This is a genomic window from Vibrio sp. 10N.261.51.F11, assembly GCF_041471665.1.
GTDB lineage: Bacteria > Pseudomonadota > Gammaproteobacteria > Enterobacterales > Vibrionaceae > Vibrio > Vibrio crassostreae_C.
Genome location: NZ_JBFROW010000002.1, coordinates 32,242 through 58,241 on the forward strand (window position 1 = coordinate 32,242; position 26,000 = coordinate 58,241).

The following is a 26,000-nucleotide window of genomic DNA, read 5'->3' on the forward strand; positions in this document are numbered from 1 at the left end:
TTTACGGAATTAGGCCGGTTTTGGTGGGGTCAATAGGTTAGAATTGGCCAAAATTCAAGTATGGCGACTCTAATGCCAGTTTGAATGGGTTTTATGATGATTCGTTCTAGTTTTAAACGAATGGCCATTGTCATGGTGGTAATTGTTACGACTTCAATCTAAAGAGACTCTTTTTAGTGGAAGCGTAATCAAGATCCAATTTTGAGGGGCTGAGGCTTTACATCAACACTCGTGTGCCTAGACTGGCGACGATTTAAAGCAATAGGGCAAGTGGTATGTGGAGTTGGTTAGCGGTTTCCTTATCTGGTATCGGAGCAATAGCAGGAACGAAACATGGACATATCGGTCAGGCCTTATCGTATAAGGTATTTACCTTTGTATTATTAGCGACAATTGCTTTAACTCAGTCGGTTGTGGCTGACTTTACCTATTGGATAGTTGCGGGGTTGGCTATCTCTGCGATCGCAGATGTGCTTCATACTCTCACTCAAAAACGCCCTCTGCATTTTGTCTGCTTCTTATTGGCTCAACTCTGTTACAGCAAAGCTTTTTGGTTACAGCTATCAGGTGAAATGGTTTGGTGGTTGTTCGCGCTGTTATTGGCAGCTTGCGTTGTTGCTTTCTTTTTACTGCTGCCACGCTTAGACAAACTCGTTTTTCCCGTGGTCATCATGGGCATTGTGCTTATTCAGCTTGCATGGGCTTCTGGTGAGCTCTGGTTGCTTGATCCTCAACTGTCGCATGCGGTCGGTTTTGCCGGTTGTGCCGTGTTGCTGCTTTCAGCATTGGCGTACGCGCTAAATTTCTATCGTAGCCCAATTAAGGGTGCCTACTTTTGGGTGACGGGCAGCTACTTTCTGGCGCACGCTCTCATTGTTGCTTCCCTTACCATTTAGAGTAGAGCTCGCTTAACTCTGAGCTACATCAAGGCAGCTCAGATGAAAGTAGGTACTCTACGTCTACTTCATTAAACATGAGATAGAGTTATGACTACCGAAATTCATGCACACAACGTTTTAAACCTACTGAGTGAAAAGCCACTGACTCGTGAAGAGTTGACGCAAGAACTCGCTCAAACTTATGGCGCAGAAGCGCGTTTTCATACGTGTAAGCTGAACGGTCTGGATTTAGATGGATTGCTGAAGTTTTTCCTGAAGATGGAAAAGGTCGTGGTTATTGATGACAAGCTTTGCACTAATCGCGAACGTGTGTGTAACCACTAATTCCCAGAGATTTGGTTTTTAGAGCCTTTTGGCTTTTATCGATAAGAAGAGTGGATGCGACGTTTCGGCTTCACTCTTTAAATTCTCTTTTTCCTTTTTCCTTTCTATTTGCTCTCGCAAAATTCCCTTCTAATTACATAAGTTAATCCTTTTATTACTGCGTTCGAAAATCAATGTTGAGGCTGCTATACTCCGCGCACTTACGCTTTTCGAGACAAACTTATGGAAATTTTATCTGCAGCAACCATGCTGTTTCTTATTATGGACCCGCTTGGCAATCTACCAATCGTGCTCTCTATCCTTAAGCATATTGATCCGAAGCGTCGCCGTATTGTTCTTGTTCGTGAACTGATGTTTGCGCTGGTTATCCTGCTGTTGTTCTTGTTTGCTGGTCAAAGCATCATGAACTTCCTGCACGTGCAGCCTGAAACCTTGAGTATCTCTGGCGGTATTATTCTATTCATCATCGCGATTAAGATGATTTTCCCAAGTGCGGGTAGTATTACTGGCCTCGCGGCGGGTGAAGAACCGTTTATTGTGCCGATGGCGATCCCAATGATTGCTGGCCCTTCAGTGATTGCGGCATTGATTCTGTTGTCGACACAGCACCCTGACAATATGTTAGAGCTTTCAGGCGCAGTGATGCTGGCTTGGGGTGCTACCTTCTTTATTCTGATGTTTAATGGCTTCTTCCTGCGAGTGCTGGGAGAGAGAGGTCTTAAAGCCATCGAACGCTTGATGGGCTTGTTGTTGGTTATGCTGTCGACGCAAATGTTCCTCGATGGTGTGAAAGGCTACATGGGCTAACATCAATATCATTGCTGAATAAAAAAACGCCGCTTAAATGAGCGGCGTTTTTGTCTCTACTGTTTCTGTCATGATGTTTTCTGTAGCTAAGCGTTTTATATCTGGGCTTAAGCTTGATTACATCATGTGTTTGCGTCGGATATCGAGTAAGGCGAAGACACCGAAAATCAATATTGACCACTTCTCCCAACGTGACATCTCGATCTTATCGCCGAATGCACCGATGAAAATCAGCATCTGCAGGCCGTGCATGAAGAACAAGAATGCGGTCATGATATAAAGCGCAATCGCAGCATTACCCGGAAACGGGTAGAAAATATTTACGATTAAGATAAACCAAACAAAGGCGATGGCTGCTTTTGCTAGTGGAAGCAAGAACTTCATTCAATAACTCCTATTCTTCAGTGATTCGATTGAACAGTCGGTAGCTTGACTGTCCGGTGGTCTTGTCGCGATGCAATTCCCAGTTCTCTGGCATAGCTTCGAGTTTCAGTTCTTTCTCTGTCTCGACGTAAATGATGGCATTGTCTGCAAGCCAACCGTTACTCTCAAGCAGTTGTACTGTTTCTGCCAGTAAGCCTTTGCGAAATGGTGGATCAAGGAAAACCATATCGTAAGGAGTGCCTGGTTTCTTAAGGAAAGAGATAGCATCAGTATTCACGACATTAATGTTGTCTGCCTTGAGCTCTTTCGCGTTATCAGAAAGCTGTTTAGCCGCCTTTTGATTCATTTCGAGCAGTGTCACCATTTTGGCTTGGCGAGAAGCTGCTTCAAAACCTAGACCGCCAGAACCGGCAAATACATCCAAGCAAGTTGAATGTGGGATATCTTGAGCCACCCAGTTAAAGAGTGTTTCTTTTACTCGGTCAATGGTTGGGCGTAATCCTTCTAAATCATGAACAGGCAGCTTTCTACCTCTCCATGAGCCACTAATAATTCGAACAAAGCCTCCGGATGGCTTTTTTTGTGATGTGTTTTGCTGGCGACGTCTTACCATAGATTTTTTGACCGCTAATAAAGTGATACTATACCGAGCCCAATTTAAGTGGGTTCGTGTATTAAATAAATTTGCAATGACAAAGTGTATCAAGCTAAAAGCAAACTTATCACTGCTTTGTCATTTTTCTTTACTATTCGTTTGTACAAGCTTGTATTGTATAACAATAGCAAAGAGTCGACGTGTATTAAGTCAATACAGCTAATTAGTAGATCTAGGAAACTCCTCTGATGACGGAAAAAAAGAAGCGCGGATTATTATCGTGGCTTGGTTTTGGTGAAGAAGAACAAAGCCCAAAAACTCAGAATGAAGCGAACGTAGAAAGCGTTGAAGATCAAACTGAAGTTGAATCACAAGTTGAGGCTGAACAGGTCGCGCCTGAAGCTGAACAAGTTAAGCCAACTGAATCTGAGCAAGCGCTTGAAGAAGCTCAACAAGAGCAGCAACCTGTCGCAGCAGAAGCAGAAGCAGAAGCAGAAGCAGAAGCAGAAGCAGAAGCAGAACCGGAAGAAGTGGCAGTTCCTCAAGCTAAGGTTGAAGAAGTACAAGAGAAGCCGACAGAAAGCTTCTTTGCTCGTCTTAAGCGCAGCCTAAGCCGCACTAAAGCAAACATCGGTGCTGGTTTCTTTGGTCTGTTCAAAGGCAAGCAAATCGATGAAGACCTGTTTGAAGAGCTAGAAGAGCAACTTCTGATTGCTGACGTGGGTATGAATACCACGGTTAAGATCATTGAAAACCTGACAGAAAAAGCATCTCGCAATGACCTAAAAGACGGTGAAGCGCTTTATGGTCTGCTCAAAGAAGAGATGGCAGACATCTTAAGCCAAGTGGAACAGCCACTGGTTGTTGATACCACTAAAACACCTTACGTTATCTTAATGGTGGGTGTGAACGGTGTAGGTAAGACAACTACGATCGGTAAGCTGGCGAAACAATTCCAAAATGAAGGCAAGAAAGTGATGCTAGCAGCGGGTGATACCTTCCGTGCTGCAGCCGTTGAACAGCTTCAGGTTTGGGGTCAGCGTAACGATGTGCCAGTTATCGCTCAACACACTGGTGCGGACAGTGCGTCTGTTATCTACGATGCGATTGAAGCAGCGAAGGCTCGTGGTGTTGATGTTGTGATTGCTGATACAGCCGGTCGTTTGCAGAACAAGAGCAACCTGATGGAAGAGCTACGCAAGATCGTTCGTGTAATGAAGAAGATTGATGACTCTGCGCCACACGAAATCATGCTAACGCTCGATGCAGGTACAGGTCAGAACGCTATAAGCCAAGCGAAGTTGTTCAGTGAAGTGGCTCCAGTTACGGGTATTACACTGACTAAGCTAGATGGTACGGCGAAAGGTGGTGTAATTTTCTCAATTGCTGACCAGTTCCAGATTCCAATCCGCTACATTGGTGTGGGTGAAGGTATTGATGACCTGCGTCCATTTGAATCTAAAGACTTCATTGAAGCACTATTTAGCCGCGAAGAGTAACGCGAGTAGCAAAGTGGTTTATCCTTAATCTGCTACCGTTTTTAAATTTGATATTAGTGATCGTAAGAGGAATTTTCGGTGATCAAATTTCAGCAAGTGAGTAAAGCCTACCGAGGTGGAAGACAAGCGCTCCAAAAAGTGGACTTTCACCTGAAACGTGGAGAGATGGCTTTTTTGGGTGGGCACTCTGGGGCTGGTAAAAGTACCTTGCTGAAGTTGATCTGCGCGATAGAGCGTCCAACTGATGGACGTGTCTGGTTCAACGATCACGATATCACTCGTATCCCAGCCAAAGACATTCCTTTCTTACGCCGTAATATTGGGATTGTTTTTCAAGACCATCGCCTGCTGATGGACCGTTCGATTTTCGATAACGTCGCTCTGCCTATGCGTATTGAATCTATTTCTGAAAACGAAATAAAACGCCGAGTCAGTGCTGCGTTGGATAAAACCGGTTTATTAGATAAAGCCCGTTGTTTGCCAAGCCAACTTTCTGGTGGTGAACAACAACGCGTGGGTATTGCTCGCGCCGTGGTTAACCGTCCAACTCTGCTTTTAGCCGATGAGCCTACCGGTAATCTAGACCCTGAATTATCTAACCGTGTGTTGCGATTATTTGAAGAATTCAACCGCGCAGGTGTGACGATCATCCTAGCGACGCACGATATCGGGTTAGTGAACACTCGCCCTCAGTACCGCCATCTTGAATTAAACCAAGGATTTTTGAGTGAGGTTGAAGACTATGGCCGCGAATAAGCGCATCAAAAAACCTCAATCTAATCGAGCAGCAAACCGCGCTTCAAGCGACGGCTTCTTTGTTGTTCACTGGAAACAAGCCAAGTCATCGTTCTCGCAAATGTGGCAGCGTCCGTTAGGCAACTTGCTGACCCTTGCGGTGATCTCTATGGCGTTGGCGATGCCTGCTTGTTTGTACCTATTGGGTAAAAATGTGGGTGAAGTAGCGCAAGATGTCACTAGCCCGTCACAAATAAGTGCTTATGTAGAGGATGGTATTCCTGAGCCACGAGTAATGGTGCTTAAGGATGAAATCGAAAGTTGGGATCAAGTTGAGCTGGTGGAGTACATTTCTCCGCAGCAAGGGCTTGCAGACCTCAGCCAGTATTCTGGTTTTGAAGACGCCCTAACCATTCTCGACGATTATTCACTGCCAGGTGTGCTGGTGATTACGCCAAGCGTACACAGCGATCCCTTAATTAAAGAGCTGGCAGGCACAGTTAAACAACAAGAATTAGTGACCGATGTTCGCCTAGACGAAGATTGGTTAGCGCGATTAGATGCGATCAAAGCATTAGCGGCTGTCATCGTGATTACCTTAACGGTATTGATGCTGGGCGCGGTATTTCTGATTATCGGCAATACACTACGATTTAATGTGTTGGCGCATAAAGAAGAGATTCAAACCATGAAGCTGATTGGTGCGACCGACAGCTACATTCTTCGACCATACCTTTATGCTGGGATGTGGTTTGGCGTTTTAGGTTCGATTAGCGCTTGGGTAATGACGGCATTGATTACCGTATTGCTGAACAGCGCGGTGGATGACTTGGCTCAGCTATACGACAGCCACTTCCGTTTAATTGGCCTGAATTGGGATGAATCTTTACTGCTTTTGATCGTCGGAACTCTGCTTGGTAGTGTGGCTGCAAAGCTTTCTGCACAGCGCCACCTAAAAGAAATTGAACCAGTTTAGGTGAATAGAGTCATATTTAGACGAAAAATAGGCACTTCTTAACCAGTTTTTGCCTTGTATAGACGAATTGATTATGCATAATTACTTCCCCCTCCTTGAAACCTGTTCATTTTAGGTTCAAGATTGTAGGGTTTTAATAGATGTATTACTCCAGATCAGAGATTGATGAGGAACCGAATGGCAAACCAAGCGTATCAAATGGCTTTAGTCACACAAGATAGTTTAGATAGCTATATCCGCTCAGCGAACAGCTACCCTATGCTGACTCCTGAAGAGGAACGTGGACTTGCAGAGCGATTACATTACAAAGGTGAGATCGACGCTGCGAAAGGCTTGATCCTTTCCCACCTAAGATTCGTGGTGCACGTTGCAAGAGGCTACTCTGGCTACGGGCTACCAATGGCTGATCTCGTCCAAGAAGGTAACATCGGCTTGATGAAGGCTGTTAAGCGCTTCAATCCAGAAGTTGGTGTTCGTCTCGTCTCGTTTGCTGTTCACTGGATCAAAGCTGAAATCCATGAATACGTTCTACGTAACTGGCGTATCGTTAAAATTGCGACCACTAAGGCACAGCGTAAACTGTTCTTTAACCTTCGTAAGTCTAAAAAGCGTTTGGGTTGGTTCAATAACGGTGAAGTTGAGACGGTTGCTCGTGAACTGGGTGTTGAGCCTTCAGAAGTTCGTGAGATGGAATCTCGCTTAGCAGCACAAGATGCGACGTTTGAAGCGCCTATGGACGATGACGATGGCGGTTCTGCTTACACTGCTCCAGTTTACTACCTAGAAGACAAGGCGTCAGACGTTGCTGAGACGGTTGAAGCGGCTAACTGGGAGTCACACACCAATAATCGCCTAGGGCTAGCACTAGCAAGCTTAGACGAGCGTAGCCAACACATTGTTCGCTCACGTTGGTTAGACGACAACAAGGCAACCCTGCAAGACTTAGCGGATACCTACAGTATCTCAGCTGAGCGTGTTCGCCAGTTAGAAAAGAATGCGATGAAGAAATTGAAACAAGCCGTTGGTGATTTCTAATAGCATCTAGTTTCTATTAGCTTCTACTTTCTAGTAGAGCTAACAAATAGCTGAATTTTGAAAAGGCCGAGATCGAGAGATCTCGGCCTTTTTGTTTTGGATCGATTTCTCAACTTTTGCGATCGAAATTTGCAAAATGATTTTGTGGATAACTCTGTGATAAGTTTATTCGTCAGCTATCTAAAAGCAGGGTGTAGTAAGGCTTTGACGGGTTTTTTCGAGTGGGGATATGTTTCAGTTAACCCACAGTTAGATCAGGATCATTACAACATGTTGTGGATCTATTTTTGAAAAGACACTTTATTCACGCAATTCACAGATTTATCCACAAATGGTGTAAAAGTGATCGCTGGTGGATAACCTTATTAAGTGGATGTGAATGTTAGCCTTGGGATAGGTTACAATGGCAGCAAAGTAAATCAGTATAAAAAGAGAAAGTCATGGACCAGTTTAAACATATCGATGTTAAAGGCGCTCAAGCCCTCATCGAACAAGGCGAAGCTCGACTTGTCGATATACGTGACCCGCAGTCTTTTGCGGTTGCCCACCCAAAAACAGCCTACCACCTGACTAACGATACGATGGTGTCATTCATGGATGAGGTTGAGTTCGAACAACCTATCTTAGTGATGTGCTACCACGGCATCAGTAGCCAAGGTGCGGCACAATATTTAGTGAACCAAGGCTTTGAAGAGGTATATAGTGTTGATGGTGGTTTCGAAGCTTGGCATCGTGCTGAACTTCCAGTGATCGCAGGTTAATGACTTTCATCACCTGAACCGCCTCAAGCATCCCTCATAGAATGAATAGGAAGTAACAATGATTAGATTGATGGTGTTAGACAATCCACGTCTTGCTCAAGCATTTATTGATTATATGGCCTCTCGTCAGATCCCTATTCAGATGTCTCCAGAGGGAGAAGGGCGTTTTGCTCTTTGGCTTCTTGATGGCCAATTTCAGGTTGAAACCGAAGCTGAGCTGAATCGTTTTCTGGCTGAGCCCAATCATAAGCGCTATCAAGCTGCATCTTGGGACATGGCAGAGACCAGAAAGAGCAACTTCCATTACCACACGCCAAGCTTCATGGGCATGATCAAAGCCAAAGCAGGCCCAGTGACACTAAGCCTGATGTTGGTGTGTGTGGTGATTTTTGCGCTGCAACAGATCGGTTTTGGCCAAGCTATTTTCAATGCCCTACATTTCCCAGCGGTGGATGGACAGCAATGGCAGCTGTGGCGTTGGTTGAGTCATGCCGTTCTACATTTCTCTGTTATGCACATCGCATTTAATATTTTGTGGTGGTGGCAGCTAGGTGGAGACATTGAGAAGAAACTTGGCAGCCTCAAGCTACTTCAGATCTTTGCTGTCTCTTCTGCGCTTTCAGGTGCTGGGCAGTATTGGGTTGAAGGGGCGAACTTCGGTGGTTTGTCTGGTGTTGTGTATGCCTTGGTTGGTTACTTATGGGTGGTTGGTGCAAAGGCGCCACAACTTGGTTTAGGTATCCCAAGACAGATTGTCGGCTTTATGTTGGTGTGGTTGGTGCTTGGGTACATGCAGCCATTTATGGCTATCGCCAATACGGCGCATTTAGCTGGTCTAGCCGCTGGTGTGATTATTGGCTTTATCGATGCGATGAAAGCACCAAGCTCGGCAAGAAGCTAATTCATATCTTCTAATGAGTAGCCAAACGATAGAGACAAAAAAAGCGGCCAGATGAGCCGCTTTTTTATTGGGATTCGTTTTACATCATTACTGATAAAGGTATTTGGTAAACAGTAAGTCAGCAATCAGGGTTTTACCTGTCTCTGGAAGCAAAATCTTGTTGAGGTGTTCAACTAAGGATTTTCTTAAGTCTTCACGGCCAGATAGAGATTTAATGGTTTCTTCGTTTTGTTTGCCAAGCAATTCAATCACCGCATTGCGAATCAGTGGTTGGTGATGCTCAATAGCGGCCAAGTCGCTACTATTTGCCACCATGATGTCGAGGCGAACCTGAATGTAGCCCAGTTTTTTACCTTTAGTGTAAAAATTGGTGGTCAGGTCTGGCTCTAGCGTGAAGTAGGCGAGTTTAGCTGCCGACTCCTCTTCCGCGAAACTTGATGCTGAAAAGAGTAGGGTAATCGCAAGAAATATTTGGGCTACATAACGTTTGTGCATATTTGTGACTTTTCTTTAGTTTATTCGCGATATTCGAAACGCATTAGTCTTGTTACAATGAGCGGTCTAAATCTAAATACGTTTACAATTCGAAGAACGCTTTAATTTTGTTCGAAAGTTGAAGCTTTATTGTACGTGTAAAGTCACCTATTGAATACTAGTATGAATCAGCCAATATCGCTGTATCTTAATTCGTTAATGAATGTAGATTGGCAAAGTACAGAAACATTTGATTTTCCTAATGAAACCACCAAAGAGTGGCTGATGGAGCAAGGTTCTCTTTCCCGCAAGTTGGGGAAGTGCTGTCAGCACCTGTCTGTTGAGTTGCTTCATAATCAAGTTGTAGAACGCTCAATGCTGCAACAAGACGAGGAACATCTTTTATCATCGTTTGATTGCTTACTGCGTAAAGTGATTTTAAAGGGTGATGACGAACCGTGGGTGTTAGGTCGAACCTTGATTCCCCGAGTCACATTAGAAGATCATCAGCACTCAGACCTTTCTCAACAAGGTAATGTCCCGCTTGGATTGACCGTTTTTAGTGCTGAGAACGTGGAGCGAGATGCGCTGCAAGTTGGTTGGGTTATCGCAGGCGATGAGCGATTACTCGCGCGTCGTTCTCGATTATGGATGAACCATAAACCGATGCTTGTGGCAGAACTGTTTTTACCAACATCACCCATTTACTCTAAGGAGAGTGTGTAAATGCTTGCCACCAAAGCGAAGGCGTATTGGCAATTAACGCGAATGAATCGCCCGATTGGTACCCTATTACTCCTTTGGCCGACCTTGTGGTCACTGATTATCGCCGCACAAGGTATGCCTGATTCTGATGTCTTGGTTGTTTTTGTACTCGGCGTGGTGTTGATGCGTTCAGCTGGCTGTGTGATCAATGACTTTGCGGACCGTAAAGTAGATGGTCATGTTAAACGTACCAAGCAGCGTCCACTGCCGTCTGGTTTGGTTTCCAGTAAGGAAGCGATTCTGCTCTTTTTAGTGCTAGCCGTAGTTTCATTTTTGCTAGTACTCACCATGAATCCACTGACCATTAAGCTCTCATTTATTGGTGTGGGTCTGGCGTTCATTTACCCTTTCATGAAGCGTTTTACACATCTTCCACAGTTGTTCCTCGGCTTAGCGTTTAGTTGGGCGATACCAATGGCATGGGCTGCACAAACCAATGAACTACCAAGTATTGTTTGGTTTATCTTCGTTATTAATGCTTTGTGGACGGTTGCTTACGACACGCAATATGCGATGGTAGACCGAGATGATGACCTGAAGATTGGTATTAAATCGACGGCTATTTTATTTGGTCGCTTCGATAAGCTTATCGTCGGCTCTTTGCAACTTGTTACTCTAGCGATGCTGATTGTGTTAGGTATGCACTACCAATTGGGTGATACTTTCTATTGGGCATTGTTAGCCGCAGGCAGCTTGTTTGTGTACCAACAACATTTGATGCGGCATCGTGACCGAGACTTATGTTTTCAAGCTTTTCTAAATAACAACTATGTTGGTATGGCCGTAACGGTCGGTTTGTTCGTTACCTTCTGGTAAGCATCAGTTTTTATCAAACGAATATTCAAGAAAAAGGCACCCAGTGGGTGCCTTTTTTGATCGCGTTGAATCTGCTATCAGAGCCCTGCTATATACAGGAATTACTCGACTTGGTGAATACTCTCTTGAATAGTCAGACGGACTTCTGGGTAAAGCATCGAGTAAAGAAGCTTAGCGAATTGCTGAGTCTTCTCTAAATCGCAGTTGCCGTCGTTATCTAGGTACTGTTGCTGCTTCAACGTTGCGAACATAGAAGCAAACACACCTTTATCGAAGAATTCGGGAGCATTGATACCATGCAATCGACCAAGTCGCTGTGCGATGTCTTGGCTTTTCTGCTCAAGGTCAGATTTGTCCAGTTCCGGATTCTCTGCCAGCAAGTTTAGAGCAATAGAGTAGCGCTGTAGCGTTTCTGAAATCGTACGGCCTAACAGCATAAGAGCTTGGCTGTTTGATTGGTTGATGGTGACTTCATTATCAGAAACCACAAGCATACCTTGGTTAACCAGCTCTTCAATGATTTTAGAAACCACGCCTTCAAGCTTGTCTTCGTCGTAGCTTAGGAACAGCTCTTTCTTCAAGAACGGGTAGATAGCAGCAACGTTCTCTTGGATCGCGTCAATTGATAAACCGCGTTGACGAATAGTCATCTGTGCAATTAACGATGGCAGAGCAAACAAGTGAATGATGTTGTTTCGGTAGTAGGTCATCAGAATTGACTGGTGACGGTCTAGCGAAATGATGTCGCCCATTGAGTCTGATTCAATCAAGAACTTGTTCAGTGATTCAGCATGTTTTACTAAATCTTCAGCGCTGTCTTTTGGCACAGTGAACGTTGCCGAATATGGAACATTCTTAAGCAGAGACAGGTAGCAATTAATCTGAGAAACCAAAGAGTCACGAGACAATGCGCGCTGTCTTGAAGCCAATAGTGCCGTTGCACAAAGGGTCAGGGCATTGGTCGCTGCCGCATCGTTAATGTGCGTCATCATTTTGGTCGCCAAGTCATTAACCACCGGGTTCATCCATTGTGGTTTGCTAGTGCCCATTGGGTCGATGTCTTTGGTCCACTCAGGTGAGTGTTCATTCAGGTATTGGTTCAGTTGAATTGGCTCACCGAAGTTCACGTAGCCTTTACCAAAGTTACGCAGCTTACGAATGGTACGAATCACTAAGCTCGCGTTTTCTTTCTCTTTACGCTTACCACGAAGTTCTTTTGCGTAAGTCGCCACTTCCATCACGTGCTCGTAGCCGATGTACACAGGAACCAAAGTCACCGGGCGATTCATGCCGCGCAGCATCGCTTGAATAGTCATCGCCAACATGCCGGTCTTCGCTTGCAATAAACGACCTGTACGAGAACGCCCACCTTCACTGAAGTACTCTACTGAGTAACCTTTAGCGAACAACTCCGCTAGGTATTCACGGAAAATCGTCGAGTACAGCTTGTTGCCTTTGAAGCTACGACGAATAAAGAACGCACCACCATGACGGAAAATAGGACCGGCAGGGAAGAAGTTCAGGTTGATACCCGCAGCGATGTGCGGCGGCACCATGCCTTCATGATAAAGCACATAAGAAAGCAGTAAGTAGTCCATGTGGCTACGGTGACAAGGCACGTAAACAATCTCGTGACCATCTTGAGCCAACTTACGAACCGTTGAAGCGTTGCTGATATGCAGGCCTTGGTACAACTTATTCCACAGCCAACCAAGAATCTTCTCACCACGCTTGATCAGCGAGTAAGAGAAGTTCGCAGCAATCTCGTCCATAATGTCTTGAGCTTCTTTGCTCGCTTTCTCGATCGAGATGTTCTTTGCTTGTGCTTCGTCTTCAATCGCTTTTTTGATCGCTTCTGATTTTAACAGGCGATCAAACAGAGCTTGGCGGCTTGGCAGGTTAGGGCCTGATGCTGCAAGCTTTTGGCGAGAGAAGTGAATACGTGCCACGCGCGCCAGTTTGTGCGCGATGGTGCTGTCGGTGCCGTGTGAGTTGGCCATGTAACGCAGAGAAACCACAGGACTAAATCGAACCAAGCAGTCACGACCGGCTAGCAATACCGCTTTTGATTTCTCTAAGCCGTTCATTGCCTGTAGGTAAGGCTTCTGGTTATTCTCTTTACCAGGTTTGCGCCCCCACAAAACGGTAGCAGGGATAACTTGAACATCGAGTTCAGAGTCGTCGGCGTGCAGTGAAAGCAATTCAGAGAACACTTCAATTGAAGAGCTTGGTACATAATCATCGTCTTGCAGCAGAGTTTTGCGAGAAGAGATGAAAACGTAGCGTTGCAGTGATTTGCCGTTGATTTCAAGCTTGCTCAACGGATCAGGTAGGCCTAATTCAAGTGCATGTTTTTGCAATGTAAGAATGTCGACACTTGAGCGAAACGGTAAGGCGTATACAATCGGTTTGCTCAAATCAATGTTCAAATCCTCAACAGGGTTTGAAGGAATTGATGTGCCCTTTACCAATACGGATAAAGGTAGCTTCATTAATGAACGTGAAAAAGATTGTCCAGAAGACATATAGGTTCACTGCCTCAATAGTTATTTCAATGTGCTGAAGCGTATCTCTATTTCTCTGATAAAAAGGATAAATCCTATGAGTGAAATAGGGATAAGCCTAGGCGTAAATTTAATCGATGCAAGAATACCAGAAACTGGTCTAACCTTTTAATGGAAATAGTCATATTGCCGTTAAGTTTGTGGAAAATCATTCATCGACTGATTGAGTATAGGGTTAAAAATGACCAAAAAATCAAACACCGGATTCAAACGCATCATCAAAGCAGCAGGCTTTTCATGGCAAGGCATTACGAGTTCGTTTAAAAATGAGGCTGCATTTCGACAGGAAGTGTTCATGGCGGTCGTGCTTATTCCGTTGGCATTTTACATAGATGTAAGCCAAGTTGAACGAATCTTAATGATCTCATCGGTGGTATTGGTGATGGTTGTCGAGCTAATCAATACCGCGATTGAAGCGGTTGTCGACCGAATCGGCAGTGAACATCATGAGCTTTCTGGGATGGCTAAAGATGTCGGTTCGGCAGCAGTTTTCATCTGTTTGGCACTCGCAGGTTATGTGTGGCTAGAGATCCTGTTTTTGTAATTTGCTAAAAATGAACTAAAAACAAGCAATTGCTTTGCTTTTGTTCAGTTACTGGATATACTCACAGTCAACTGTATAAAAAGACAGGTGAATCATGAAGCCGTTAACGCCCCGCCAGCAACAAGTCTTTGACCTTATCAAAGGTAAGATCGAAGATTCCGGTATGCCACCGACACGTGCAGAAATCGCGCGTGAACTAGGCTTCCGTTCTGCTAATGCTGCAGAAGAACATTTGAAAGCTCTTGCTCGTAAAGAAGCGATTGAGATTATCCCGGGTGCGTCTCGCGGTATTCGTATTTTGCTTGAAGATGCAGCAAACGAAGAGCAAGGTTTACCATTAATCGGTCAGGTTGCCGCTGGTGAGCCTATCTTGGCTCAAGAGCATGTAGAAATGCATTACCAAGTTGATCCAGGCATGTTTAAACCACAAGCTGACTTCTTACTTCGTGTAAATGGCGAAAGTATGAAAGACATCGGTATTATGGATGGTGATTTATTAGCTGTTCATAAAACACAAGATGTACGCGATGGTCAGGTTGTAGTGGCTCGTGTCGATGATGATGTAACGGTAAAACGCCTAGAACGTAAAGGTTCAACGGTTCTGTTACATGCTGAAAATGAAGAGTTTTCTCCAATCCATGTCGATCTAGAATCTCAACACTTGTCTATTGAAGGGCTTGCGGTTGGTATTATTCGCAACACCGACTGGATGTAGTCAGTACAAACAGCTTATTGATATTTATTCTCAATAACTTGTCATTGTAATTGATATTCATTATCATCTTCTTTGTCGAGATACAAGGAAGATGATGATGCCAAACCCAACCAAACCTCAAATGAAGCCGCTTACTCGTAAGCCGCGCTCCTCTGTTCAAAAGGCTTCTTCTGAACAAGGGTCTGCACATCAAGAATTCCAAGTTCCGACGAACCTCGTTCAGCATCTTTGGTTTCGTAGCCGTGAAAGCCTAGCTGATGATGGTCTCGTTTATGATCCTATCGCAGCTCAAGCCTGCAAGCGTTGCCAGCTCGCACCAGAATGTCTTACCGGTGAACTCGACCAACAGCAACTCCTTTACGCGACACTGACTCAACTTTGTGATTCTCAAGTTCAACAGTTTTTATCTCATAACCCAGATGCTTGGATTATTAACGTGGGAGCAGGGCTCGATACCCGTTTCTACCGTTTAGATAATGGCCGCTGTCATTGGGTTGAGTTAGATGTAACCGAGAATCTGCTTTGGCGACAACGCTTGTTCCACAAAAATGAACGCTATCGCTTAGAGTGTGGCTCTGTCGATGAGCTAACTTGGTTGGATGAACTTAATATTCCAGAACAAGCCTCGGTGATGGTGGTGTGTGAACATGCTTTGCTGGATTGTAATGAACAACAGACCGCGAACTTCATTCAGTCTTTGAGCCGCTACTTTACTCATGCACATGCGTGTTTAGTCTTAGCTGGAGATAAAAGCTCAAGTACGTTGGGACAAAAGCTTGGTTCAGGAAAGTATGCTCATGGGTTGTCTTCACCAATAGACAGCGTTCTTAATTGGCTGCCATGGGCACAATGGGTAAAAGCGTTTTCTCCCCTAGACCAACAATGCAATCGTTGGAAATTGTGGCAGCGGCTTCTTTGTAAGATCTCTCAGGTCAAAAAGCGTTTAACGCCGCAGTTAGTGCTCGTTAAGTGGTAACCCTAGTGGTTCTGTATTTCGAGTAACTGAGTACATAGCCGGTATAAGTAAAATTCCACAACATAGTGAAAGCCCACCCACTAGGTTAAACTATCGCCTCTAATCTAAGAGGTGATCGTGAAGCTATTTAATCCCCAAACTATTTTTCAAACGCTATCCAATCAGGCGATGCACAAAAAAGTGCTGCTGCTCGCGATCCCGATGGTTCTCTCTAATATTACTGTTCCACTGCTGGGCTTAGTCGATGCGGCGGTTATCGGTCACCTCGAGCACTCTTGGTATTTAGGTGGTGTGGCGCTGGGCGGCACAATGATCAGCGTGACCTTTTGGTTGCTTGGTTTCCTGCGCATGTCGACAACAGGGCTAGCCGCACAATCTTATGGTGCGAATGATGGCAAGCAACTTGGTTTAGTCTTTGTGCAAGGCGTGACCATGGCCTTAGGGTTTGCTGGTGTCTTTTTGCTTTTACACAGTCTAGTCGCCGATTTAGTTTTCTCATTGAGTAGCGCCAGTGATCAAGTTAAGCACTATGGTCAGCAATATTTCTCAATCCGCGCTTGGAGTGCACCTGCCGCGCTGACTAACTTTGTGATTCTAGGTTGGCTGCTCGGGACTCAAAACGCCAAAGCGCCAATGTGGATGGTGATCATCACCAATATCACCAATATCGTTTTGGATATCGTTTTTGTTATCGGCTTAGGGTGGCAAGTGGAAGGTGCTGCATTGGCATCTGTAATGGCTGATTATGCCGGTCTAACATTTGGCCTAATTTGTGTTTACCGAATCTGGGCGAAGAAGCAGTTACCATCGCCATGGGATCTGCTTAAGAAAACCAGCCAAGGTTTGAGTCGTTTCGTGAAATTGAATCGCGATATCTTTCTTCGTTCATTATGCCTACAAGCGACTTTCACTTTCATGACCTTCCAAGGTGCAAGCTTTGGCGATGATGTTGTTGCGGCCAATGCAGTGTTGATGAGTTTCTTGATGATCATCTCTTATGGGATGGATGGCTTTGCCTACGCAATGGAAGCGATGGTCGGTAAGGCGATAGGCGCGAAAGACAAAGATGAACTGAACCAGTCATTGATTGGTACTTTCTTCTGGAGCTTTAATATTTGTTGGGTACTGACCATAGCGTTCGCACTCGCTGGCTCGAGTTTGATTAATATGATCACTACCATTCCTGACGTGAAGAACCAAGCCGAGGTGTATTTACCGTGGTTAGTCGCAATGCCATTGGTGTCTATGTGGTGCTTCTTGTTGGATGGTATTTTTGTTGGAGCAACTAAGGGCAAGGATATGCGCAATAGTATGTTTGTTGCGACCTGCAGTTTCTTCGCGATTTTCTATTTAGCATCAGGTTTAGAGAACCATGCACTGTGGTTAGCGATGCTGAGCTTTATGGCAATGCGCGGAATTGGTCTTGGTGTGTTGTTTGTTTCTCAGTGGAAGAAAGGGGAGTTTCTCGCTTAGCTCGAGGGCTCTGTTTGTGGAGAGTAAATGAGGCTGTACAGGTAAAGGGGTATTTAGAACATCATGATCTAATTACTATCAATACCTTAACATTCAATATCTTAAATAAAAACAGCAAGCGCATGGCTTGCTGTTTTATGCATTTGGCCTATGGGTGGTCAAATACTCCTATTGGTTCTATATCTAGAATAAACGGTTAAGCCCGTTGAGTGCTGCAACACGATAAGCTTCCGCCATCGTTGGATAGTTAAAGGTCGTATTCACAAAGTACTCGATGGTATTTGCTTCACCTTTCTGCTCCATGATCGCTTGTCCGATATGGATGATTTCAGCGGCACGCTCACCAAACACGTGGATACCTAAAATCTCTTTGGTTTCGCGATGGAACAGGATCTTCAAGCTACCAATATCTTTACCCGCAATTTGAGCACGAGCTAGGTGTTTGAAAGAAGAACGTCCTACTTCATACGGTACTTTAGCTGCGGTAAGTTCTTGCTCGGTTTTACCAACAGAACTGATCTCCGGGATGGTGTAGATGCCGGTTGGAATGTCTTCGATAAGGTGGCGTTCAGCTTCACCTTTCACAATTGCTTGAGCCACAAATCGACCTTGGTCATAAGCCGCGCTTGCTAGGCTAGGGTAGCCAATCACATCACCGACAGCGTAAACATGGTCAACATTGGTTTGGTAATTGGTATTTACTGAGACTTGCCCACGCGAGTCCGCTTCTAAGCCAACAGCACCAAGGTTCAGTTTATCGGTATTACCCGTTCGGCCATTGGCATACAGTAGGCAATCAGCGCGCATCTTTTTACCTGACTCTAGGTGAATGATCACGCCATCATCAGTGCCTTCAATTTTCTCAAAGGTTTCATCGTTGCGAATCACGACACCGCTGTTCCAGAAGTGATAAGAAAGTGCATCTGAGGTTTCATTGTCTAGGAATGACAACAGACGGTCACGAGTATTGATAAGATCGGTTTTTACACCCAAACCGCGGAAAATCGACGCGTATTCACAACCAATAACGCCAGCACCATAGATGATGATGTGTTGCGGGTCGTGTTTAAGAGAAAGAATCGAGTCACTGTCGTAGATACGTTCATGCAGGAAGTCGACGTTATCTGGTTGGTAAGGGCGAGAGCCTGTCGCGATAACAAATTTGTCTGCACTGTAATGTTCTTCAGTGCCATCGCTTTGCATTACCGAGACAGTGTTGGTATCGATAAAACGTGCAGTACCAAAGACCAACGTGCACTGGTTGCGGTCGTAGAAGCCTTGGCGTAATCGAGTCTGCTTGTCGATAACCGATTTGGCATGCCCCAAAATGTTAGAAAACGTTGAGTGTATGCTTTTGTTGTTCTGACAAAACAGCGGATTACTGTTGAATTCGATAATACGACTTACGGCATGACGCAGTGCTTTTGAAGGAATTGTTCCCCAGTGAGTACAACCACCACCAACGCTGCTCTCTTTCTCAATGATTGCAACGTTCAACCCGGCTTTGGTTAATCCCATCGCTGCCCCTTCTCCTCCGGGGCCACTACCAATTACGATTACATCAAAGTGGTTGGAGTGCGGCATAGATATCTTCCTTGTTATATTTGATTAACATTGCTTTAGCGAGATTTTAACCGATTCTGTTCTCGGGTACATGAAAAGGGCATCAGAGAGTCGGTGGGATCACGCAGTGTTATCGAAAAAATAATATTTGGTATGTCGTATGTCTCCAAATGACAGCGTGGATATTGAAATTTTTTCTTCGAACGTATTTACTTCGGTACGTGAACAAAGAGGTATGTTTAGTGTCTTATATAACCAGAGTGCCTTATATAAATAAGTGATTCGCGTTATATTGAATAGAGTATTAGACATGCCTGTTTAGGCTGTAAAAGAAGAAATTGATAAAGTATGAAACCAATGGGCATTCGCGCACAGCAAAAAGAAAAAACTCGTCGCAGCTTAATCGATGCAGCATTTAGCCAACTCAGCGCCGATCGTAGTTTTTCCAATCTAAGCTTGAGAGAAGTCGCTCGTGAGGCTGGAATAGCACCGACTTCCTTTTATCGTCACTTCAAAGACATGGATGAGCTTGGCTTAACCATGGTTGATGAAGGTGGCTTACTGCTGCGCCAGTTAATGCGTCAAGCTAGGCAACGCATAGTAAAAGAAGGCAGTGTGATTCGTACATCGGTTGAAACCTTTATGGAATTCATTGAAAGCAGCCCTAACGTATTCAGACTGTTATTGCGAGAGCGCTCAGGAACTTCATTTGAGTTTCGTGCAGCGGTAGCTCGTGAGATACAGCACTTCTCTGCTGAGTTAACCGAATATTTGATAACGACTGGCATGACACGAGACGAAGCTTTTACTCAAGCTGAAGCCTCCGTTATCTTGGTCTTCAACTCAGGGGCAGAAGCATTAGATTTAGATCGACGTCAGCGAGATGAACTGGCTGAACGCTTGATCATGCAATTGCGAATGATGGCCAAAGGGGCTTTTTGGTATCGTAAAGAACGTGAACGTAACCGATTAAAAGGCGGGATTGAATAATGTCGAATGAAAATAATACTGTAAACCGTGGTTCAGAAAGAAAGACACTCGTACTTGCTGTTATTGCCGGTGTGTGTGGTGATGCTCTGTTATCTTGGGTAACAATGAGCGAAGTGGGCTTCTCTATTTTCCCACTGATTGCTTTAGTCTTGGCTGTACAAGCACTTTACCAAGAGTACCTAACTAACCCAGTATCTGAAGATATTCCACTAGTAGGTTTGGCTTGTTTCTTTGTAGGTGCATTTGGCCACTCGGCTTTTGTGAAGGCACAACACCCTGATGCTGGCTCAAACTTCTTTGCGATTATTGTCGCGATGTTGCTTCTTGCATGGGTAGGTAAGAAACTCGGCTTTATCGGCAAAACTGCTTAAGCTGATTTAGAAATTAAAAAAACGAGCCAATGGGCTCGTTTTTTTGTATCTGCTGTTTGGCTTAGACCTGAAAGCGATACTTACGCTTTACGCTCTAGGAATACGCCAGCTTCCATGTGGTGCGTGTAAGGGAACTGGTCAAACAGAGCAAAACGAGTGATGTCGTGCGTTTCGCTTAGGATGTCTAGGTTCTCTTTCAATGTTTCAGGGTTACAAGAGATGTACATGATACGCTCGTAGCCTTGAACCATCTTACAAGTATCAACATCCATACCTGAACGCGGTGGATCAACAAAGATAGTGTTGCAGTTGTAGCTCTTAAGATCGATGTTCGCTTGCTGTAGACGACGGAACTCACGCTTGCCTTCCATTGCTACAGTAAAATCTTCTGCAGACATACGGATGATCTGAACATTTTCAATGTTGTTCGCAGCGATGTTGTATTGCGCAGATTCTACTGACGGTTTCGCCAGTTCAGTTGCCAGTACACGCTCGAAGTTTTGTGCTAGCGCTAATGAGAAGTTACCGTTACCACAGTAAAGCTCAAGTAAGTCGCCTTTGCTGTCTTGAGTACAATCGACAGCCCATTCCAACATTTTCTCTGCCACTTTGCCGTTGGGTTGAGTAAAGCTGTTCTCTACTTGTTGGTAGATGTAGCTATCACCATTCACATCTAGCTTTTCAATTACGTAGTCGCGGTCCAGTACGATTTTCATCTTACGCGCACGGCCAATCAGGTTTAGGTTAAAACCTTCATCGTTTAATTGCTGCTTAAGTGCTTTAGCATCTTGAATCCACTGTTCACCTAATTGACGGTGGTAAAGCAATGACACCAAAATTTCGCCGCTTAACGTAGAAAGGAAGTCTACTTGGAATAGCTTGTGGCGCAGAGAGTGGTTGTCCTTCATTGCATCTGTTAATAGAGGCATTAGGTCATTGATAAGACGGCGAGCTGCAGGGAACTGGTCTACGCGGTATTTTTCTTTAGTCTCTTGATTGAACATGACGTAATACATATCGTCACCTTCATGCCACACGCGGAACTCAGCACGCATGCGGTAGTGTTGTTCTGGAGATTCATACACTTCCAGTTCAGGCACATCATATTCTGAGAACATTTCTGTAAGACGCTCTGTCTTTTCTGCCAGTTGTTCTTGGTAGCGTTGCGGGTTTACATCTAAATTCGCCATGGTTATGCCTTTTGCTGTCGTGCTTTTAAATCAAGAGCGCAGATTTTATTCAATCACAGGCGCTTGTCCAGTGTTGAGCGCCATTCAATGTAAATCGACCATGAAAACTATAGCTTATAACTATCTTAGACTAGACAAATGATTCAGAGGTCAATACTATCTCCGGCAAGCTGGTGCCATTTAGATGTATAGATGGCTGAAGAGGGAATCTGGTGTGAATCCAGAACTGACGCGCAGCGGTAAAAGAGAACGAGTATTCATAAGACACTGCAAATAGCTTTTTGTGGGAAGTCGAATATCAGGTAACCATAAGGTTGTGCTCTTGAGTCCGAATACCTGCCAGCGGCTAAACCATAAGATGTGGTTTGGTAGGAATTTACGCGATTTAGGATCACAACATGAACAAATCCCTTTTAGCGGTTGCTGTAGCATCGCTGCTTTCACCTATCTCCAATTTACACGCCCAACAAGCATCTGCCGACGAAACCATGGTGGTTACGGCTAACCGTTTTGAGCAAAGCACGGAAAGTGTTGTCGCTCAAGTTGAAGTAGTAACACGCCAAGATATCGATCGAATTCAAGCTAAGTCTCTAACAGATGTGTTTAGACGATTGACGGGTATTCAGGTTTCACAAAATGGAGGCCGAGGACAGCAAGCTTCGATCTTTGTTCGTGGTGCTAACTCTGATCAAGTGCTTGTTCTCATTGATGGTATTCGTTTTGCGCGAGCTGCAAAGGGTGGTGTCGATTTTAGCCAGTTACCAATTACATTCGTTGACCGAGTGGAATACGTTCGAGGAGCTCGTGCCGCTATGTATGGCTCAGAAGCTATCGGCGGTGTTATCAACATTATTACTGTTGCAAACTCTGACAATGAAAAAACGGCAGTTAGTGCAGGTTTAGGAAGCTTAGATTACCAAGAGCTGAGCTTTGTTAGTGGTACTAAGGTCGGTGAAAATGGTCACTTGAACGTATCTGTTGGTTACGATTCCGATGAGGGATACAACGTTCATCCATTACCAGGTGTTAATGATGGTGATCGCCATGGTTTTGAATCACGCAATGCTCTAATTGGTTATGTTCATAATTTTGATCAGCAATGGAGTGGCTTCGCGAATTTCCGTATGTTTGAAACCATTTCTCAGTACGATGGTTCATTTGGTACAGACCATTCTTACAAAGAAGCTGAAGTTCAAAATTCGACCTTTGCTACTGGTGTTAAATATAGTGGCAGTGAACTTAAGTCTGATTTCTTAGTTAACTATCAGAATCAAGATAACTGGAACTACGAACAGTCTTTAGGCAAGAACTCAGCGTCAGCAACATCTGATGAGCTTGAACAGCTAAATGTTCAATGGGTGAATTCATACAAACTAACGTCGTCACTGACTCTTAGTGGTGGTGTAGATTGGCGTGATGAGGCTTATATTGTTAAGCCTTCGAATACTGAATACGACAGAACGAATGTTGCGTACTTCGCTGCATTAAACGCAGATGCGGATAAAGTGTTCGGAGAACTGAGTCTTCGTGTTGATGACAATGAGCAGTTTGGTACAGAAACTACTTACAACACAGGGTTAGGCTATCGTTATGCTGAGTGGCTTGTTGTAAAAGCAGCTTATGGCACATCCTTCAAAGCACCTAACTTGTATCAACTATATAGCTACTACGGTAATGCACAGTTAGAAGCTGAAAAGGCAGATTCATTTGAACTGACTTTTGGTGGCTTAATCAAGGATGTTGATTGGTCGATTACTGGCTATGACACGAACGTCGAAGACTTAATTGATTACAACTACGCGACAAGTAAGTACTACAATACCGATGGCGAAAGCCAATTACGTGGTGTGGAAATGGTCGTTGGATTTGATACTAGCTTTATTAACCACCAAGTGAGCGCTAATTTCCAAGACCCAGAAGATCAATCTGGTGAGCAACTGATACGCCGAGCTAAGATGATTTACAAGTATAATGCAGTGGCTAGTTTCGATGATGTTGATGTTTCATTAGGTTTCCAATATGTAGGTGAGAGACCGGACTTCTCTGAAGATCTCGCAGCGTATAGCTTGTTTGATGTTTCAGTGAACTACTATGCGAATGAAAACCTTACTTTAAATGGTCGAGTGGATAACTTAACTGACGAAGAGTACGAGACTGCTGGTGGATACCCATCACCAGAGCGTACATATTACGTGAATGCTACTTACCAATTCTAATTATCACCTAAACCGCCTTCGGGCGGTTTTTTCTTATTGGGTATATCAATGAAAAAGAAAGTCGTCATAAGTTGGTCGTCAGGCAAAGACTCTACATTAACCCTAGAACGTCTACTTGAAAGCACCGAGTATGAAGTTGTTGCTCTCTATACTACGTATGTTGGTGATGAGGTTCCTTTCCAAGTCACGTCAATCGAGGTTGTCGGAATGCAGGCAACATTGTTCGGCTTGCCATTAATAACGATTGAGCTGCCGGAAGTCTTCCCAAGTAACGAGATCTATCAAAGTACGATTGTTACGGCGCTTAAAGGATCGGGTTTATCTATTGATGCCGTGGCATTCGGCGATATGTTTTGCAATGGTATTGCTGACTACCGAAGAAGTTATATAGAACCTGCGGGCTGGGAGTGTGTATTTCCTCTACTGGGAGAGAGTAGCCAAACTCTGGCTCAAGAAATCATAAATAGAGGAATCGAAACCTTTCTCGTCACAGTTGATAGCGATGCATTAGACATGAGCTATTGCGGGAAAGAATACACGCCTGAACTAATAGACAGTTTGCCAAGTCACGTCGACCCATGTGGAGAAGATGGTGAGTTCCATACCTTAGTCACGTCAGCGCCATGCTTTAAAGGTAAGCTTAAGATAGAGCTAGAAAATGTAGAGCAGGGTGAGCGCTTTGGGCATCAACGCTACCGAGCTTGCATTATGTAGAGTGATGATTGGCGAAAACTAGGTGAAGGGGTATCATTGCTGCGGAACTTATTACAGGTAATGGTTGTGTCGGAAAGCATACAAAAAAACATATTGGTCTTTGATTCTGGAGTTGGCGGTCTGTCTGTATATAAAGAGATAAGCCAGTTACTACCCAATCACAACTATATCTATGTATTCGATAACGAGGCTTACCCTTATGGTGAGCTCGATCAGCAAGTCCTCATTCAGCGAGTCCAAAGTATCGTCGCCAGTTTTGTGGCGAGTCACGCTATTGATATCGTGGTGATAGCTTGTAATACGGCCAGTACGATAGTCCTGCCGACACTTCGCGCTAATAACCTTATCCCTATTGTCGGCGTAGTCCCGGCAATCAAACCTGCTTCGTTACTGGCTAATAAAGCGGTTGGCCTTATTGCGACTCCCGCGACGATTACTCGTGAATACACACACGAGCTCATCAAAAACTTCTCGAGTAATAAAAGAGTAGAGCTGTTAGGTTCTACTCGGCTGGTGGATATGGCCGAAGATAAACTCAGAGGCGAGGAGATTAGCCTTGAAGAGTTACAGCAAATCCTTCAGCCGATGATCAACACAATTGATGTGGCTGTATTAGGATGTACTCATTTCCCATTGATCAAATCAGAGATTCAACAAGTACTAGGTGAAAGTGTAGTGCTGATAGATTCTGGTAAAGCGATAGCTAAGCGGGTTCAAGATTTGTTGGGTTTGGAAAGCGTTAATAAAGAAGGGGGAGTACGTGAAGTTTTTTGTAGTGCACTTCCTAAAAAAGAAAGTGCACTAAATAGTATGTTAAAGCAGTTAGGGTTTAGCTCAGTTCAGATTCGTCCGCTTCAGGATGTTTAGGATCATTTGCAACACGTACTTTTAAAGTGCGTTGCATGTAATCTTTATCGTTAAGTGCAGAGATTGCATGATTCACATCATTACTTGCCATAACAACAAATCCAAAGCCTCTTCTTTTACCAGTACGTTTGTCTTTCATTAAACGTACTGCAAATACTTCACCATGCTCTGAGAATAATTCACGTACATGTGATTCGTTCGCTTTGTATGGAAGGTTACCCACATAAAGTGTTTTGGTTGAAGCCTTAGGTTCTGAATCTGATTTTGAGTCGGTGCTTGAAAAGTTAACAACAAAAGCGGAAGCCAAGACACCAAGGATAAAGGTAATTGCAGGCGATATATCTACCTGAGAGAAAACAATGCCGCCTAATACAGCCAGTGCGACAATTAACAACATCGATTTTTTTGAGTTCATATCGGAATACTACATATTAATAAACGAAATAGACGCATCTACCATTAACAAAATAGACACATGAATCTTACGTTCATGGCTTCCATTTTTCCAATGTATTGCTGTGATACGTCTCAAATGTTTAGTTTTTATTCGAAAAATGCGGATCTGGTGGCTTTTTAGGCGAACAAAACTTTTATTTCAAAAAGCCCTTGTGCTCCATCTCAATCTCTCTATAATGCCGCCTCACCGACACGGAGTGAGACGAAAGTCACACAGCGAAATCGGTAGAGAAAAAGAGTTTGAAAATAACCCTTGACTCTCAAAGTGGTGCAGGTATAGTACGCACCCCTAGCGACTGAGATGTGAATCACAAAACGCTAGCGCTCTTTAACAATTTAAACCTATCAATCTGTGTGGGCACTCGTTGATGAATATCAAAACGTTTTATC

General features: G+C 44.3%; 27 protein-coding genes and 1 riboswitch. Of the genes, 20 read left to right on the forward strand and 7 right to left on the reverse strand.

The genetic code is table 11. The annotated features are described in order from the left end of the window. Window positions 1-275 precede the first annotated feature (275 nt). The 3 genes from AB4351_RS00310 (at window position 276) to AB4351_RS00320 (ending at window position 2,030) form a co-directional block, all read left to right on the forward strand. Window positions 276-896 carry a lysoplasmalogenase gene (locus AB4351_RS00310; protein ID WP_102321186.1) on the forward strand — a complete coding sequence of 207 codons (621 nt, stop codon included), beginning with the start codon at window positions 276-278 and terminating at the stop codon, window positions 894-896. Between the two features lie 90 nt (window positions 897-986). Beyond that, window positions 987-1,223 (forward strand): YecH family metal-binding protein, encoded by a 237-nt coding sequence (locus AB4351_RS00315; RefSeq protein ID WP_017061034.1) that lies wholly within the window; start codon window positions 987-989, stop codon window positions 1,221-1,223. 222 nt (window positions 1,224-1,445) lie between these two features. Continuing rightward, window positions 1,446-2,030, forward strand: a complete 585-nt coding sequence (locus AB4351_RS00320) for a YhgN family NAAT transporter (protein WP_017063768.1) — start codon at window positions 1,446-1,448, stop codon at window positions 2,028-2,030. Window positions 2,031-2,147: 117 nt separating this feature from the next. On the opposite strand, the gene AB4351_RS00325 is transcribed toward AB4351_RS00320, so the two are convergent. Next, window positions 2,148-2,414 (reverse strand): DUF1145 domain-containing protein, encoded by a 267-nt coding sequence (locus AB4351_RS00325; RefSeq protein WP_016784000.1) that lies wholly within the window; start codon window positions 2,412-2,414, stop codon window positions 2,148-2,150. A gap of 10 nt (window positions 2,415-2,424) precedes the next feature. Beyond that, the gene (gene rsmD, locus AB4351_RS00330) at window positions 2,425-3,027 is read right to left on the reverse strand and encodes a 16S rRNA (guanine(966)-N(2))-methyltransferase RsmD (RefSeq protein WP_017061036.1); all 603 of its coding nucleotides are present in this window, start codon (window positions 3,025-3,027) and stop codon (window positions 2,425-2,427) included. Window positions 3,028-3,257: 230 nt separating this feature from the next. On the opposite strand from rsmD, the gene ftsY reads away from it, so the two are divergent. The 6 genes from ftsY to glpG all read left to right on the forward strand — a co-directional run bounded on the left by ftsY (window position 3,258) and on the right by glpG (window position 8,916). Further along, window positions 3,258-4,508, forward strand: coding sequence for a signal recognition particle-docking protein FtsY (gene ftsY / locus AB4351_RS00335; protein WP_372124728.1), 1,251 nt, complete (start codon window positions 3,258-3,260; stop codon window positions 4,506-4,508). Between the two features lie 78 nt (window positions 4,509-4,586). Further along, complete coding sequence (gene ftsE, locus AB4351_RS00340; protein WP_004736585.1) at window positions 4,587-5,264, forward strand: cell division ATP-binding protein FtsE; 678 nt, start codon at window positions 4,587-4,589, stop codon at window positions 5,262-5,264. Then, on the forward strand, window positions 5,251-6,219 hold the full coding sequence (gene ftsX / locus AB4351_RS00345; RefSeq protein WP_136977524.1) for a permease-like cell division protein FtsX: 969 nt from the start codon (window positions 5,251-5,253) through the stop codon (window positions 6,217-6,219). The genes ftsE and ftsX overlap by 14 nt, the downstream gene beginning before the upstream one ends. A gap of 177 nt (window positions 6,220-6,396) precedes the next feature. Next, the gene (gene rpoH / locus AB4351_RS00350) at window positions 6,397-7,254 is read left to right on the forward strand and encodes an RNA polymerase sigma factor RpoH (RefSeq protein ID WP_017055518.1); all 858 of its coding nucleotides are present in this window, start codon (window positions 6,397-6,399) and stop codon (window positions 7,252-7,254) included. 440 nt (window positions 7,255-7,694) lie between these two features. After that, the gene (gene glpE / locus AB4351_RS00355; RefSeq protein WP_017061039.1) at window positions 7,695-8,015 is read left to right on the forward strand and encodes a thiosulfate sulfurtransferase GlpE; all 321 of its coding nucleotides are present in this window, start codon (window positions 7,695-7,697) and stop codon (window positions 8,013-8,015) included. A gap of 58 nt (window positions 8,016-8,073) precedes the next feature. Then, window positions 8,074-8,916: a rhomboid family intramembrane serine protease GlpG gene (gene glpG, locus AB4351_RS00360; protein ID WP_017063770.1), complete on the forward strand. Its 843-nt coding sequence runs from the start codon at window positions 8,074-8,076 to the stop codon at window positions 8,914-8,916. An 87-nt stretch (window positions 8,917-9,003) separates the two neighbouring features. On the opposite strand, the gene AB4351_RS00365 is transcribed toward glpG, so the two are convergent. After that, a complete protein-coding gene (locus AB4351_RS00365) occupies window positions 9,004-9,411 on the reverse strand; it encodes a flagellar basal body-associated protein FliL (RefSeq protein WP_017068603.1) in 408 nt (135 codons plus the stop codon). 162 nt (window positions 9,412-9,573) lie between these two features. Here AB4351_RS00365 and AB4351_RS00370 point away from each other — a divergent pair, with 162 nt between their 5' ends. Next, window positions 9,574-10,116, forward strand: coding sequence for a chorismate lyase (locus AB4351_RS00370; protein ID WP_164091128.1), 543 nt, complete (start codon window positions 9,574-9,576; stop codon window positions 10,114-10,116). Then, entirely contained in the window at window positions 10,117-10,971 is an 855-nt protein-coding gene (ubiA, locus tag AB4351_RS00375) for a 4-hydroxybenzoate octaprenyltransferase (RefSeq protein ID WP_372124730.1), read from the forward strand. A 101-nt stretch (window positions 10,972-11,072) separates the two neighbouring features. Here the strand turns inward: ubiA and plsB are convergent, their stop codons facing one another. Next, on the reverse strand, window positions 11,073-13,496 hold the full coding sequence (plsB, locus tag AB4351_RS00380; protein ID WP_372124732.1) for a glycerol-3-phosphate 1-O-acyltransferase PlsB: 2,424 nt from the start codon (window positions 13,494-13,496) through the stop codon (window positions 11,073-11,075). 220 nt (window positions 13,497-13,716) lie between these two features. Here plsB and AB4351_RS00385 point away from each other — a divergent pair, with 220 nt between their 5' ends. From AB4351_RS00385 to dinF, 4 genes are all read left to right on the forward strand, one after another. After that, window positions 13,717-14,079 (forward strand): diacylglycerol kinase, encoded by a 363-nt coding sequence (locus AB4351_RS00385; protein WP_372124734.1) that lies wholly within the window; start codon window positions 13,717-13,719, stop codon window positions 14,077-14,079. Window positions 14,080-14,173: 94 nt separating this feature from the next. Further along, a complete protein-coding gene (gene lexA / locus AB4351_RS00390; protein WP_019820514.1) occupies window positions 14,174-14,794 on the forward strand; it encodes a transcriptional repressor LexA in 621 nt (206 codons plus the stop codon). Window positions 14,795-14,891: 97 nt separating this feature from the next. Then, complete coding sequence (locus AB4351_RS00395; protein ID WP_372124736.1) at window positions 14,892-15,770, forward strand: class I SAM-dependent methyltransferase; 879 nt, start codon at window positions 14,892-14,894, stop codon at window positions 15,768-15,770. Window positions 15,771-15,887: 117 nt separating this feature from the next. Then, on the forward strand, window positions 15,888-17,243 hold the full coding sequence (dinF, locus tag AB4351_RS00400) for an MATE family efflux transporter DinF (protein WP_372124737.1): 1,356 nt from the start codon (window positions 15,888-15,890) through the stop codon (window positions 17,241-17,243). A gap of 183 nt (window positions 17,244-17,426) precedes the next feature. On the opposite strand, the gene sthA is transcribed toward dinF, so the two are convergent. Beyond that, window positions 17,427-18,827, reverse strand: a complete 1,401-nt coding sequence (gene sthA, locus AB4351_RS00405) for a Si-specific NAD(P)(+) transhydrogenase (RefSeq protein WP_017061048.1) — start codon at window positions 18,825-18,827, stop codon at window positions 17,427-17,429. Window positions 18,828-19,154: 327 nt separating this feature from the next. Here sthA and fabR point away from each other — a divergent pair, with 327 nt between their 5' ends. Together fabR and AB4351_RS00415 are read left to right on the forward strand one after the other, a co-directional pair. Beyond that, window positions 19,155-19,796: an HTH-type transcriptional repressor FabR gene (fabR, locus tag AB4351_RS00410; protein WP_010438693.1), complete on the forward strand. Its 642-nt coding sequence runs from the start codon at window positions 19,155-19,157 to the stop codon at window positions 19,794-19,796. Continuing rightward, entirely contained in the window at window positions 19,796-20,167 is a 372-nt protein-coding gene (locus AB4351_RS00415) for a YijD family membrane protein (RefSeq protein WP_017061049.1), read from the forward strand. Before fabR ends, AB4351_RS00415 begins: the two co-directional genes overlap by 1 nt. Window positions 20,168-20,247: 80 nt before the next feature. On the opposite strand, the gene trmA is transcribed toward AB4351_RS00415, so the two are convergent. Then, window positions 20,248-21,357 (reverse strand): tRNA (uridine(54)-C5)-methyltransferase TrmA, encoded by a 1,110-nt coding sequence (trmA, locus tag AB4351_RS00420; protein WP_372124739.1) that lies wholly within the window; start codon window positions 21,355-21,357, stop codon window positions 20,248-20,250. A 154-nt stretch (window positions 21,358-21,511) separates the two neighbouring features. Beyond that, window positions 21,512-21,716, forward strand: a riboswitch (cobalamin riboswitch). 39 nt (window positions 21,717-21,755) lie between these two features. Here trmA and btuB point away from each other — a divergent pair. Genes btuB through murI form a run of 3 tightly spaced genes read left to right on the forward strand, consistent with a single transcriptional unit; the run spans window position 21,756 to window position 25,154 of the window. Continuing rightward, entirely contained in the window at window positions 21,756-23,573 is a 1,818-nt protein-coding gene (btuB, locus tag AB4351_RS00425) for a TonB-dependent vitamin B12 receptor (protein ID WP_372124741.1), read from the forward strand. Between the two features lie 48 nt (window positions 23,574-23,621). Continuing rightward, window positions 23,622-24,287, forward strand: coding sequence for an ATPase (locus tag AB4351_RS00430; protein ID WP_017061052.1), 666 nt, complete (start codon window positions 23,622-23,624; stop codon window positions 24,285-24,287). 60 nt (window positions 24,288-24,347) lie between these two features. Beyond that, complete coding sequence (gene murI / locus AB4351_RS00435; RefSeq protein ID WP_017061053.1) at window positions 24,348-25,154, forward strand: glutamate racemase; 807 nt, start codon at window positions 24,348-24,350, stop codon at window positions 25,152-25,154. Here the strand turns inward: murI and AB4351_RS00440 are convergent. Continuing rightward, complete coding sequence (locus tag AB4351_RS00440; RefSeq protein ID WP_017061054.1) at window positions 25,117-25,569, reverse strand: RNA-binding protein; 453 nt, start codon at window positions 25,567-25,569, stop codon at window positions 25,117-25,119. The two genes, murI and AB4351_RS00440, sit on opposite strands and share 38 nt — an antisense overlap. Window positions 25,570-26,000: the final 431 nt, after the last annotated feature.